The sequence below is a fragment of the Streptomyces sp. NPDC048481 genome (genome assembly GCF_043200075.1).
Classification (GTDB): domain Bacteria; phylum Actinomycetota; class Actinomycetes; order Streptomycetales; family Streptomycetaceae; genus Streptomyces.
On sequence record NZ_JBICXC010000012.1, the window covers coordinates 96034 to 108400 of the forward strand.

Annotated in this window: 10 protein-coding genes; 5 read left to right on the plus strand and 5 right to left on the minus strand. The window is 73.1% G+C overall.

What is annotated here, in order from left to right:
* Positions 1-199: 199 nt before the first annotated feature.
* The 3 genes from ACGFSH_RS29265 to ACGFSH_RS29275 all read right to left on the minus strand — a co-directional run bounded on the left by ACGFSH_RS29265 (position 200) and on the right by ACGFSH_RS29275 (position 2816).
* The gene (locus tag ACGFSH_RS29265) at positions 200-370 is read right to left on the minus strand and encodes a hydrophobic protein (protein WP_329415618.1); all 171 of its coding nucleotides are present in this window, start codon (positions 368-370) and stop codon (positions 200-202) included.
* 201 nt (positions 371-571) lie between these two features.
* Positions 572-1768 carry a GDSL-type esterase/lipase family protein gene (locus ACGFSH_RS29270; protein WP_393353701.1) on the minus strand — a complete coding sequence of 399 codons (1197 nt, stop codon included), beginning with the start codon at positions 1766-1768 and terminating at the stop codon, positions 572-574.
* Between the two features lie 82 nt (positions 1769-1850).
* Positions 1851-2816, minus strand: coding sequence for a glycoside hydrolase family 6 protein (locus ACGFSH_RS29275; RefSeq protein ID WP_393353703.1), 966 nt, complete (start codon positions 2814-2816; stop codon positions 1851-1853).
* Between the two features lie 472 nt (positions 2817-3288).
* Between ACGFSH_RS29275 and ACGFSH_RS29280 the strand changes: the two genes are divergently transcribed.
* A complete protein-coding gene (locus tag ACGFSH_RS29280; protein ID WP_393353705.1) occupies positions 3289-4302 on the plus strand; it encodes a LacI family DNA-binding transcriptional regulator in 1014 nt (337 codons plus the stop codon).
* A 205-nt stretch (positions 4303-4507) separates the two neighbouring features.
* Here ACGFSH_RS29280 and ACGFSH_RS29285 read toward each other — a convergent pair whose 3' ends face one another.
* The gene (locus ACGFSH_RS29285) at positions 4508-5407 is read right to left on the minus strand and encodes an alpha/beta fold hydrolase (protein WP_393353707.1); all 900 of its coding nucleotides are present in this window, start codon (positions 5405-5407) and stop codon (positions 4508-4510) included.
* Positions 5408-5431: 24 nt separating this feature from the next.
* Positions 5432-6133: an SDR family oxidoreductase gene (locus ACGFSH_RS29290; RefSeq protein WP_393353708.1), complete on the minus strand. Its 702-nt coding sequence runs from the start codon at positions 6131-6133 to the stop codon at positions 5432-5434.
* A gap of 229 nt (positions 6134-6362) precedes the next feature.
* On the opposite strand from ACGFSH_RS29290, the gene ACGFSH_RS29295 reads away from it, so the two are divergent.
* The 4 genes from ACGFSH_RS29295 (at position 6363) to ACGFSH_RS29310 (ending at position 12349) form a co-directional block, all read left to right on the plus strand.
* Positions 6363-6932: a TetR/AcrR family transcriptional regulator gene (locus tag ACGFSH_RS29295; protein ID WP_393353710.1), complete on the plus strand. Its 570-nt coding sequence runs from the start codon at positions 6363-6365 to the stop codon at positions 6930-6932.
* 327 nt (positions 6933-7259) lie between these two features.
* The gene (locus ACGFSH_RS29300; protein ID WP_393353712.1) at positions 7260-8096 is read left to right on the plus strand and encodes an alpha/beta fold hydrolase; all 837 of its coding nucleotides are present in this window, start codon (positions 7260-7262) and stop codon (positions 8094-8096) included.
* A gap of 303 nt (positions 8097-8399) precedes the next feature.
* Positions 8400-9335: a helix-turn-helix domain-containing protein gene (locus tag ACGFSH_RS29305; RefSeq protein WP_393353713.1), complete on the plus strand. Its 936-nt coding sequence runs from the start codon at positions 8400-8402 to the stop codon at positions 9333-9335.
* Between the two features lie 248 nt (positions 9336-9583).
* The gene (locus ACGFSH_RS29310; RefSeq protein WP_393353715.1) at positions 9584-12349 is read left to right on the plus strand and encodes an AAA family ATPase; all 2766 of its coding nucleotides are present in this window, start codon (positions 9584-9586) and stop codon (positions 12347-12349) included.
* The last annotated feature ends 18 nt before the right edge of the window (positions 12350-12367 follow it).

The following is a 12367-nucleotide window of genomic DNA, read 5'->3' on the forward strand; positions in this document are numbered from 1 at the left end:
GGCGCAGGACTTGAGGCGCGGGGCTGGGGCCCGGTGATCGGAGGCGCAGGTTCCACTGCTTCACCGGGCCCCAGCTATGACCCCTGGTGCCCGGGAAGGTGGTCGTTACACCGTTTGTCCCGGGGAGCGCACCCGCCCGGAACACGACTGTGGGCCCCGGGAGATCCCGGGGCCCACAGAACGGTTGTCGTGCGCTGCGTCACCAGCGGTACCAGCGGCCCTTGCGGCCGCCGGAATCCACACTGCGCATGACGAAGCCGAGCAGCCAGACGACCAGCACGATGACGGCGATCCACCAGAGTGCCTTCAGCGCGAAGCCCGCGCCGAAGAGGATCAGGGCCAGAAGAAGAACGAGAAGCAGGGGAACCATAGTTATCAACCTCCGACGCTCCTCGTGCCCCGTGATGCGAGGAACATACGGTCGATTTCCCTGGTTTCTTCACCGCTTCCACGGGAACCGGACCCGGTTCCGCCACGTTCTCCGCCCGCACCCCGGGCGTGTCACGGGGTGCGGGCGGCAGCCCGGGAACGGCGGTCCACCGGCCCCCCTGCGGCCGGCGGGCCGCCGTCGTCACCAGCCGATCGGGAGACCGGCGACGAACGACGTGAGCCGGTCGGCGACGACCCGGTCGTCGTGGGCCGAGTAGTGCCAGTGGCAGCCCGTGAAGTCGAGCCCCGAGTCGTCGAGGAACCAGTACCGCACCCGGCCGTCGCCCGCGTCGGCGCGGGCCTTGACGACCTGCTGGACCTGACCGGCGAACGAGCCCGCCCCGACGGCCACGATCGTCGTCCCGGCCCCGTAACGCGTGCGCAGCTTCCTGAGGAAGTCGCCGTACGCCGTGCGGTAGGCGGCCGCGAGGCTCTCGGGCGTCCAGGGTTCACCGGGGTTGACGGCCGTCGAGAAGTCGTTGGTGCCGAGGTGGACCACGACGAGCCGGGGCCGCCAGGTGCCGGGGTTGCGCCAGACGTCGCCGGCCACATCGAGCAGCGCGCGGTCGTAGAAGGTCCGGTACGTGACGTCGGGTGAGCCCCCGTTGTAGTTGCGCACCATGCCGAGCCCCGAGTAGGCGTTGAGCTGGTAGTCGGCGCCCAGCCGGCGGGCGGTGAGCGCGCCGTAGCTCACGTCGGCGTCGGTGGTCCGGCCGACCTGGTCCGAGGTGCAGTCGCGGGAGGTCGAGAGGTTGCCGTAGCCCACGGTCAGGGAGTCGCCGATGAACTCGATCTGACGGCCGCGGGCCGCCGGCCTGCTCAGCACGGCGCCCCCCGGCGCGGCGAGGAAGCCGCCGAACGTGCTGGTCGCCCAGGGGGTGTCGTTGCGCTTGACCAGCCGGACGGTGTGCGTGCGGTCCGCCAGACCGTCGACCCAGTGCGTGGTTCGGCCGGGCATGACGAGCGTGGCGACCGTGACCCCGTCCACCTGCACGTCGTAGTCGGCGGCCGGGTCGTCGAGCACCACGCCGACGCCGGTGCCCCGGACCCGGCCCTCGAAGTACACGCCCGGCCAGCTGTACTGCACGGTGCTGCCGGCGTCCTTGACCCGCCCCGCGGTGTGCACCCCCGCCAACACGCCCTTCGCGCGCACCGGTTGCCGCTGATGACCCTGCCGGGCGGGGGCATCCGCACGCGTCGTCGGCGCCGCCTGTGCCGGCCCGGCGGCGCCCGCGCCGCTCAGGAGCGTCGCCACCAGGGCGGCGGCCAGTGCCGTGAACACCGCCGTGCGCCTGTGCCGCGTCCGCCGGGCTCCGTGGGCTGTGCGCGTCCCGCTCATCCGCCGTGTCTCCTTCACTGGTTCGGTGGCTCGTCCGCCGGAGCGAGAGACGGCGGCCCGCTGCCGGGCCGCCGGCCATGGATCAGTAGCCGTAGATCATCTTGTAGGCGACCTCGGGGAGGAACTGGCCCGCCGAAGAGCCGCCCCCGACGCCGCAGTTGCCGTCGGACTCGCCCGGCGTCTTGATCCACAGCAGCATCTCGGCGCCGCCCCCGGTCCGGGTGGGAGTGCCGATGCGACGGCCTGCGGGGTTGCACCACTGGCCGTTGGACCCGTTGCCGTTGCGGCTGCTGTCCACGACGAACGGCTTGGTGTAGCCGTAGCGGGCGCTCAGCTCCCTGTTGACGGCGTTGCCGTAGGCGGTGTTCTCGGCGGTGGTGAAGTAGTTGGAGATGTTGAGGGAGAACCCGTGGGCCTGCCGCAGACCGGCGTCGTTGAGACGCTGGGCCATGGTGGCCGCTCCGGCCCACCCGGGATTGCCGGCGTCGAGGTAGACCCACGTGTTGGGGGCCTGCCGGTTGAACTGTGCGAGAGCGCCGCTCAACATGCCCTGACGCTCGTTGATCTGGGCCTGCGACATGCACCCGTAGTCCCCGAGGGAGTCCGGTTCGAGGAGGACGACGGCCGGACGCCCGGCGATCCCGCCGGCGAACTGCGCGATCCAGTTCGCGTAGGCGGACGGTGAGCCGGCTCCGCCCGCGGAGTGCCCGCCGCAGTAGTCGCGGTTGTAGATGTTGTACGCGACGAGGATCGGCAGCTTGTCCCGGCTGTCCGCGGCGCCCGCGTACGCGCCCGTCGCGGTGCCTATGGTGCCGCTCCAGGAGCCGAACCAACGAGCCGCCGGGGTGTTGGCCAGGGAGGCGTTGATCGCGGCGGCCCGGCCGTCGCCGGGGTTGGCGGCGACCCACCGTTTCGCGCTGGAGTCGGGATCCACGTAGAACCCGCTGGTCATGGTCGTCGGGTCGGCGGCATGGGCGGACGGCGCGGCGGCGAGCGCCAGCGGGAGGGCGAAGAACGCTGTCACGAGGGCGCGGAGTCTGCGGCGCATGACTGAACCTCGGTTTCCTGGCGGGGATGCGCCGCACACGATCGTCCCGAGCGTGCGACGCGCTGAGGAGGTGCGACCCCTGGGAGCGCTCCCACTGGAAGCGTTTCCAGCGGCACGGGGAGCCAAGGGGTGTGGTCGGTATCGTGTGGCGGGGTGTGGGAACTGTCAAGGACCCCTGCGGAAAACGCTGTTGACCCGCCTGCGGGACGCCAGGCGAAGAGCGCCAGGGCTTCACAGGGCGGGAACGAGGCTCTACAGTCCCCGAATTGGAAGCGCTTCCAGTTCCCGGCCGCCAGGATCAGGGGGCAAGGGGCACGGGTTCCGCACGTCGGGCTCTCTGCGCCTCGGGGCTTTCGTGGCTCGGGTCCTTCGTGCGCGAGGGCTTCCGCGACCGGAGCCCCTGTGCCTCCGGACCGCCGTGCCTCAGGGCCCGGGGTGCTTCGTCCGGCCGCGACGGAAAGGCCCATCACCCATGACTACGACCGCGCCCCGTCCGCAGCCGACGCTCGACGAGGTGGCCGGGCTCGCGGGCGTCTCCCGATCCGTGGCCTCCCGTGTCCTCAACAACGCCCCCCACGTCAGCCGCGTCAAGCGCGAGGCGGTCGAGCGGGCCGTCCGGCAGCTCGGTTACGTCCCCAACCCGCGCGCCCGTGCACTGGCCACCCGGCAGACGGGAGCGGCCGCCCTGGTCATCTCGGGGGAGGACCCGTCGATCTTCGCGGATCCGTTCTTCGCCCAGGTGATCGTGGGGGCGTCGGAGGCTCTGGAGGAGGCCGACCTGCACCTCATGCTCTGCCTGGCCGCCTCCGACCGGGGGCGCGCGCGGGTGGCGGAGCTGCTGCGGTCCAGGGGCGCCGACGGCGTCATGCTGATGGCGCTGCGCGAGGACGATCCGCTGGTCCGGACGGCCCGGGAGGCGGAGATGCCCGTCGTGTTCGGCGGACGCCCCGTCGGTCCGGCTCCGCGCTGGTACGTGGACGTCGACAACGTCGGCGGGGCGCGCGAGGCCACCGAGCATCTGCTCGCGCGCGGCCGCACACGCGTCGCCGCGATCTGCGGGCGCATGGACACCGAGGCCGGGCGCGCTCGGTACCGCGGCTACCGCGACGCCGTGCTGGCGGCCGGACTCGATCCGTTCCCGCCGCGGGAGGGCGACTTCACCGAACCCAGCGGAGCCGCCGTCATGGCCGCTCTGCTGGCCGAACACCCTGATGTCGACGGGGTGTTCGCCGCCAACGACAACATGGCCGCGGGTGCGCTGCGTGCCTTGCGCGAGGCCGGCCGGCTGGTCCCCGCCGACGTCGCCGTGGTCGGTTTCGACGACCTGGAGATCGCCCGGATCGCCGACCCGCCGCTCACCACCGTCCATCAGCCCGTCACGGCCCTCGGACGGGAGACGGCGCGCACGCTGGCCGCGCTGGTCAACGGCCAGGACCCCACCCCGCTGATCCTGCCCACCCGACTGGTCATCCGCTCCAGCGCCTGACGCGCCGGCGCCTGCCTTTCGGGAACTTGCGCCGCGAGGCAGGAGGCGGAACCGAAGCGGGTCCGAGGCCCCGGATCCGAGGCTGGTGCCCGCGGGTCGGAACGCCGGACGGTGGCCCGGGCGACGGCCGCCGGGGCACGGCACGACCGCTGGCGCGCGGACGCCCTCGGCGATGGTGTGCCCCTCCGCAGCGCCGCAGGGGTGGTCACACGGTCGAGGTCAGCAGGCCGGCCAGTACGTCGGGCCGTTCCAGGGCGATGAAGTGGCCGGCCTGGGAGATCTGGGTGAACCCCGCGGCGGGCAGCAGCTTCCGGTTGGCCTCCCGGTCCGAGGCCCGGGACCAGTCCTGCTCGCCGTAGACGAGGTGGACGGGGGCCCGGACCTCGGGGTAGCGGGAGCGGGCCGCGACGAGGCTGGGCAGGGCCTGGTACACCGCCCGGGCCACGGCCGGGTAACCGGGGCGGCTCCCCACCCGGAGGAGTTCGTCCACGTAGTCCTCCCGAAGGGCGGTCCGGTCCACGACGCCGCCTCGCAGGATCCTGCGCAGGGCGGCCCTGGGCTCCACCCCGGCGATGACCGGTCCCACGCCCGGCGCGAGGACCGCGCCGACCACCACGCGGGCCAGAAGGCCCGAGCGGGCGATTCCGCCGGGGAAGTCGTACGCGTTCACGGCGACGACGCGCCGGACGCGTTCCGGCAGATCGGCCGCGCTGGTCAGTGCCAGCACCGCCCCCATGGACTCCCCGGCCAACGTGACGTCGTGCAGGTCGAGTTCGGTCAGGAGCCGTTCGACGCCCGCACGCATGGCCGGTTCGTCGTAGGAGGCGCCGGGCACGATCTCGGAGTACCCCATCCCCGGCAGGTCGAGGGCGTACACGGTGTAGTGGTCCGCGACCTGCGGGACGAGGAGACGGAAGTGCTCGGCCTGCGTGCGCACGGTGTGCAGCAGGACCAGCGGGGCGCCGGCGCCCGCCTTGAGATAGCGCAGCGCCCCCTCGTGGCCGGGACGGTCGTCGTGGCCGCCGCGGCCACGGGGGCGGGGTGCGAGGGTGTGAGCGGTGGCCCCCGGGACGTGCAGCGAGGGACGTGACGCGTGGTCGGGCATCTCGTCGGCTCCCTGTCCGGCGCTCTACTGGGCCAGTTGCGGGTACAGGGCGGCGAGGTCCCCGGCGAGACCTGCCTTGACCTGCCGGGAGACGTCGTCGGCGAGCACCTCGTACGCTCCGCTCTCGACGCCGTCGAGGGCCAGCGCGGCGACCTCGCGGGGGTCGGACTTGGGTGCGTCGACGCCGGCCGCGAGATCCGTGTCCACGTAGCCCACGTGCAGCCCGGTGACCGAGATGCCACGCGGCAGCAGCTCCAGGCGCAGGGAGTTGGTCTGCGACCACAGTGCGGCCTTGGAGGCGCTGTAGGAGCCGCCGAGGGCGATCCACGAGAGCACGGAGTGCACGTTGAGGAGGTGGCCGCCGCCGTTGCGCTCGATGACCGGCACGAACGCCCGGGCGAGGAGCAGCGGGCCGTAGAAGTTGGTCTCGAACTCCCGGCGCACGTCGTCGACGGGGGAGCCGAGGAAGGACGCGCCCACCGAGGCGCCCGCGTTGTTGACCAGCACGGTGACGTCCCCGGCCCGCGCCGCGGCGGCCGCCACGGACGCGGGGTCGGTGACCTCCAGGGCCACCGGGACGGCGTCGGGGTGCGTCACGGCGCGCGGGTCGCGGGCCGTGGCGTACACCTTGCCGGCGCCGCGTGCGTAGAGCTCCTCCACCAGTGCCTTGCCGATGCCCCGGCTGCCACCGGTGACGAAGACGTTCGCGCCCTTCAGAGCGGTCATGACTGCCTCCACGGGAATGTGGGAAACCGATCGGTTTCCCTTCGATGCCCTTACGGTAAACCGATCGGTTTACCGACGCAAGCGCCGAGACGGCCGGCCGTCTCGGCGCCCGGCCGTCGGAAGGGGTGCCCGATCGGCGCGACGCCGCCGGCCGGGTGGCGCGGAGTGCCCTGGCGACACGGAAAACCGATCGGTTTTCAATCGGCCGGAATCGGGTTAACCTCGCGATATGACCACCGACGCGAAGCCGAGCCCCCGCGAGCGCCTGCTGGAGGCGGCGGCCACGCTCACCTACCGGGACGGAGTCGGCATCGGCGTCGACGCGCTGTGCAAGGCGGCGGGGGTGTCGAAGCGTTCCATGTACCAGTTGTTCGAGAGCAAGGACGAACTGCTGGCGGCGAGCCTGGAGGAACGTGCGGCCGCCTACGCGGCGACGCTCCTGCCCCCGGCGGACGACGGACGCCCGCCTCGCGAGCGGATCATGCACGTCTTCGACCAGCTGGTGACACAGGCGGGCGAACCCGGTTTCCAGGGCTGCCGGTACCTGGCCGTGCAGGTCGAGCTGAAGGACCAAAACCACCCGGCGAGCCGGGTCGCCCACCGGGTCAAGGAGAGCCTGACCGCCTTCTTCCGCGGCGAGGCCGAACGCGGCGGTGCCGGTGACCCGGACCTGCTGGCCCGGCAGCTGATCCTTGTCTTCGACGGCGCCAGCGCCCGCGCGGGAATCAGGGCCGACACACCGGAAGGACTCATCGCCCCCACCGTGACCGTCCTGCTCGACGCGGCGGACTTGCGCTGACGCGAGGGTGCCGGTGCCCCTGTCACCGGAGAGCCTGTGAGACCCGGGTCGAGGGCGTCGCCCGGCGGAAGGTCCGGGCAGCCGCTTCCGCCCGTTTCTGCCCGCGTACCTTCGTCCGTCCGTGCCCGCGCGAGCCGTCCCGCGTCGTCGTGCGCCGTCAGGCAAGGGGCGGTGCGCTGCGGGGCAAGTCGGGGCCGGGCGTGCGCCCTAGCGTGAGTGGTGTTCCGTGCCGCGCGTCCGGGATTCCCCCTACGCGTGCGGCATGGCGCATTCCCGTATTCCGTTGTTCCGTATTCCCGGATCATTTTCAGAACGAGGTAGCCGCTCATGCCGTACATCTCCGTGGGCCAGGAGAACTCCACCGCCGTCGACCTCTATTACGAGGACCACGGGACCGGGCAGCCGGTCGTCCTCATCCACGGCTTCCCGCTCGACGGCCACTCCTGGGAGCGGCAGAGCGCCGCGCTGCTCGACGCCGGCTACCGCGTGATCACCTACGACCGCCGGGGTTTCGGGCAGTCGAGCCAGCCGACCACCGGATACGACTACGACACCTTCGCCGCCGACCTGAACACCGTCCTGGAGACCCTCGACCTGACGGACGCCGTCCTGGTCGGGTTCTCCATGGGCACCGGTGAGGTCGCCCGCTACGTGGCCCGCTACGGTTCGGCCCGCGTCGCCAAGGTCGCCTTCCTCGCCTCGCTGGAGCCCTGCCTGCTCAAGAGCGACGACAACCCGGACGGGGTCGCCCCGAAGGAGTTCTTCGACGGTGTCGTCGCGGCCGTGAAGGCGGACCGGTACGCCTACTTCACCGCCTTCTACCAGGACTTCTACAACCTCGACGAGAACCTCGGCGTCAGGATCAGCGAGGAGGCCGTGCGCAACAGCTGGAACGTCGCCGCGGGCAGCGGCTTCTTCGCCTCCGCCGCCGCGCCGTCGACCTGGTACACCGACTTCCGCTCCGACATCCCCGCCATCGACGTGCCGGCCCTGATCCTGCACGGCACCGGTGACCGCATCCTGCCCGTCGAGGGCACCGCGCGGCCCTTCCACAAGGCGCTTCCGTCCGCCGACTACGTGGAGATCGAGGGCGCCCCGCACGGTCTGCTGTGGACGCACGCGGAGGAGGTCAACGCGGCGCTTCTCGCCTTCCTGGCGAAGTGATTAGGACGGGAGCCGATCGTCCGCTGCGGGACGACCCGGCTCCCGCACGTCCCCATGGCCGGCCCTCGGCGGCCGGTCACGCCCGCCGGGGCGATCTCACGGATTCACGCGATGCGCCCGCTCACGCTCCTTGGCACGGTGTCGGGAAAGCACACCTGCCGAGGAGCCGCAACGATGTCGCCGGATTCATCGACACCGGAACCCGGGACGCAGTTCCCGGGCACTTTCTACGCCACGGACTCGGTTCCCGTCCTGCAAAGACGGACCTACTGGCGCGAAGCGCTGTCCAGGACCTTCGCCGCCGTGGACATCGCCGTCCCGGACGAGGCCTGTTCGGGAACCATCCGGACGTCCCCGCTGGGACGCCTGCGGCTCGCCACGGCGGACGGCGGCCCGCTGCGGGCGTGGCGGAGTCCGCGGCTGATCGCTCAGGGCGACGGCGAGGAGCACGTGGTCGTCAGTCTCGTGACCCGGGGCGTCGTCGGAATCGAGCAGGACGGCCGTGAAGTCCGCGTGCTTCCGGGGGAGTTCGCCTTCTGCGACATGGCGCGTCCGCTCCGGATGGAGTTCCCCGAGCCGTACCGGACGAAGTCCCTCGTCCTGCCGCGGCGCCTGCTGGGCGTCGGCGAGGACGCGCTGCGACGGCTCACGGGGACGAGCACCGGACCCGACACCGTGCTGGGCTCGCTGCTGTCGCCGTTCCTGTCCAGGCTCGTGGACACGGCCGCGCGGTGTCCGCCGCAGACCGGCGACGCCCTGGCCCGCCACGTCGTCGACCTGCTCGGCGTCCTGGCGGAGGAACGACTCCGGGGGGCGCCGGGCGACCCGGAGAGCGCCGCCCGTGTGCTGGTCCTGAGGATCAAGGCCTTCGTCGACCGGCGCCTCGCCGATCCGGACCTGACGCCCGAGGCCATCGCCCGCGCCCACCACATCTCCGTGCGGTACCTGCACCGGCTCTTCCAGTCGGAGGACGACACCGTCGGACGGTGGATCCAGCGCCGGCGGCTTCAGGAGTGCCGGCGTGAGCTGGCGGGCCGTGGGGCGGCCGGCCGGACCATAGCCGCGGTGGCCCACCAGTGGGGTTTCGTCAGCGCGGCGCATTTCAGCCGAGTGTTCCGGGCCGCCTACGGAATGTCCCCCGCGCAGTGGCGGGAGACGGCGGTGCGCGCGCCCCTGGTGCTCTCGGCGCGCGGCGGCCGCTCCCCGGCACGACACCCTGCACCGGCCGCAGCCCGGTAGACCCCCCTGGCGGCCCCGCCGTCCCTGCCGAGCCGCGTCGCCGGGCAAAACGTCCTGCCGAACCGCGTCATGCCGACCGGCCGTACGCCGTCCCGCGGCGCCGCTCCCGGTCGTGAGTCGCCGCTCGCCGACGTCGTACGCCCGGCGCCCGTGCCCGCGCCACGTGGTCGGCGTCACTCGCCCCGCGTACTCGTGCGCACGTGCGCCTTGCGATAGTGGAGGCAGGGTGTGCGGCAGGAGGGGCGTGAGTGGCGGGGTCAGGCGGTTCGCTGTCCCGGAGCGGTCTGCGCGGCCGGGAGGCCGAGCTGGAACGACTGGGGGAGCTGATCGCCTCGGTGGCCCGCACCGGGAGCGGTGCGCTGGTCCTCATCCACGGCGAGGCCGGGATCGGCAAGACCGCGCTGCTCACCGAGGCCGTCGCCAGGGCACGTGCGGCGGGCTGCTCCGTCGGCACGGGCAAGGCCGACGAACTGCACCACATCGTGCCGCTCTCGTCGCTGGCGGCCTCCCTGCACGGCGACCGGCCGCTGCTGTCCGGTGACGTCTTCGCCGGTCTCGTCGGCGGCCACGATCAGCGGATCAGGCTGGTGGAGAGCCTGGCGGAGGCGATCGAAACGGCGGCCGGGAGGCAGCCGGTGCTGATCGCCCTGGACGACGTGCAGTGGGCCGACCCGCTGAGCAGGTTCGTCCTGAAGCAGCTTCCGAGGCGACTGCGCACCTCGCCGGTCCTGTGGCTGCTGACCCGGCGGCAGGGCCCCGCCGAAGCGGACGACGAGATCCTCGTCGCGGCACGGGACGAACTCCCGGCCGTCACCGTACCGTTGAGCCCGCTGTCCGGCGCGGCCATCGGGCAGCTGGCCGGCGACGCCCTGGGCGAGGGCGTCGACGAGCGGGTACGGAACCTGCTCGGCGGAGCCGGCGGCAACCCCTTCCTGGCGGTGGAGATGCTGGCGGGACTGCGCACCGCCGACGCCTGCGGGGACCCCGTGCCCCCCGGCCTGGTGACGGGCGTACGCGGCAGGCTCGGCTCCCTGCGCCCCGGCACCCTCCGCTTCCTCCGGATGGGAGCGGTCCTGGGGCGCAGGTTCCGTTTCCACGACGCCGCCGCCCTCTGCGGACTGGCGCCCTCCGCGTTGGTCCCGGAGCTGGACGAGGCCGTGCGCGCCGGACTCCTGGACGACGACGGCGACCGGCTGGCCTTCCGGCACGACCTGCTGCGCCAGGCCGTATACGCCGACATCCCGCCGTCGGCCCGGAAGGCTCTGCACCGGGAGGCCGCCACCCATCTCGTCCTGGCCGGGCACCGGCCGATCGACGCGGTGTCGCACGTCCTCGAGGGCGCCCTGCCCGGGGACGAGGAAGCGGTGGCCCTCCTCGGCCGGGCCGCCGACGACGTCCTCCCGGTGACGCCGGGCCTGGCGGCCGACCTGATGACGCGCGCCCTGGAACTGGCGCCGCCGGCGAGGCCGTCGTGGTTCGCGGTGGGCGAGCGGGCGATCGTCCACCTGACCCGGGCCGGCCGCAACCGTGAGGCGCTGCTGACCGGGGACCGTCTTCTCGCCGCCCGGCCGCCCCTGGCGGCGCTCAGCCGGCTGCAGACCGCCCTCGGCGGGACGCTGTGGAACATGGACCTCGCCGACGAGTTGCTCCGCCGCGCCGAAACGGCCCTCGCGCTCGGCGGCGCCGCCCCCGAGGTCGAGGCCAGACTGACCGCGCTGCGCGCACTCGCCCTCTCCCGGGGGCACGATCTCGACGCGGCCCGCGAGACGGGCGAGCACGCGCTGCGCGCCGCCCTTTCGGCCGGCGACCGGGAGGCGCACGTGCTGGCCCTGTCCGCGCTCGGCGAGATCGCGCTCAACGCGGGGGAGAACACCGTCGCGCTGCGGCACTTCACCGCGCTCAGCGCCGTCGATCCCGCCTTCCTGCCCGAAGAGATCGTCGCCTGCACGCACATGGACGACTTCGCCTCCGGTGAGCGGCTGCTCGCCCGGGCGGCGGCGGGCCCCGACGGGCCGCCCCGGCAGGCGATGCTGCTGTGGGCACAGGGCCACCGGCATCTGGGGCTCGGCAGGCTGGACGACGCCGAAGCCGATCTCATGACCATGGAGCGCCTCGAGGACGACGTACAGGTACCGGTCCAACAGGTGAACGCCCGCGTGATCCGCTCCCGGATCGCCCTGCTGCGAGGCGACCGGGAAGCGGCCCGGCAGCACCTGGCCGCGGCGCGGGAGAGACTGGCGGCCAAGCCGAACCCGGGCAACACGGCCGCGGTGCGCTTCCTGGAGGCCCTCCACGCCGAGGCCGACGGGGACGTCCGGCTCGCTCTCGACAGGATCCGGCAGGTGCAGCAGGAAGGCCCTTTCATGCGCTGGCGGCTGCTGCGCACCTGGGTCGACTGCGCCGTACGCGCAGCCTTGCACGGCGCGGACCGTGCGCTCGCCGAGGACCTCGCCGCGCAGGCCGTGGCCCACGCCGAACGCAACCCCGGCGTGCCCACCGCCGCCGGCGTCGCGGCGCAGGCCGCCGGCCTCGTCGCGGACGATCCCGCCCTGCTGGAACGCGCCGTCGAACTCCTCGGGGAGAGCCCTCGGCCGCTGGTGCGGGCCGCGGCCCGCGCGGACCTGGGGCGGGCCCTGCTGGCAGCCGGCCGCATACCCCGGGCAAGGGCCGTCCTCTCCGACGCCCACGCCATGTTCGCCGAGGCGGGCGCCCACGCGGCCGCGGCGCGTGTGCGGCGCGGCACCGCCGCTGCGGGGCCCGGTGACCGTGCCGGACGGGGCGGTCGCGGGGCGGTGGCCGTGCGGCGCCCCGTCGAGGGCTGGGAGGCGCTCACGGTGTCGGAGAAGAAGGTGGCTCGCCTCATCGCCGAGGGCCACACCAACCGGTCGGCCGCCGACCTGCTGGTCGTCTCGCCGCACACCGTCAACACCCACCTGACCTCCGCCTTCCGCAAGCTGTCCGTGAACTCCCGGGTACAACTCGCCCACCTGGTCATGGGGTTGCGGGGCGGCTGACGACACGCCGACACGTCC

Bases quoted from the DNA above. Each gene is read 5' to 3' on its own strand.
- ACGFSH_RS29300 (WP_393353712.1), top strand. From the start codon at position 7,260: ATGCCGTACATCTCCGTGGGCCAGGAGAACTCCACCGCCGTCGACCTC.
- ACGFSH_RS29275 (WP_393353703.1), bottom strand. From the start codon at position 2,816: ATGCGCCGCAGACTCCGCGCCCTCGTGACAGCGTTCTTCGCCCTCCCG.
- ACGFSH_RS29270 (WP_393353701.1), bottom strand. From the start codon at position 1,768: ATGAGCGGGACGCGCACAGCCCACGGAGCCCGGCGGACGCGGCACAGG.
- ACGFSH_RS29285 (WP_393353707.1), bottom strand. From the start codon at position 5,407: ATGCCCGACCACGCGTCACGTCCCTCGCTGCACGTCCCGGGGGCCACC.
- ACGFSH_RS29290 (WP_393353708.1), bottom strand. From the start codon at position 6,133: ATGACCGCTCTGAAGGGCGCGAACGTCTTCGTCACCGGTGGCAGCCGG.
- ACGFSH_RS29295 (WP_393353710.1), top strand. From the start codon at position 6,363: ATGACCACCGACGCGAAGCCGAGCCCCCGCGAGCGCCTGCTGGAGGCG.
- ACGFSH_RS29265 (WP_329415618.1), bottom strand. From the start codon at position 370: ATGGTTCCCCTGCTTCTCGTTCTTCTTCTGGCCCTGATCCTCTTCGGC.
- ACGFSH_RS29280 (WP_393353705.1), top strand. From the start codon at position 3,289: ATGACTACGACCGCGCCCCGTCCGCAGCCGACGCTCGACGAGGTGGCC.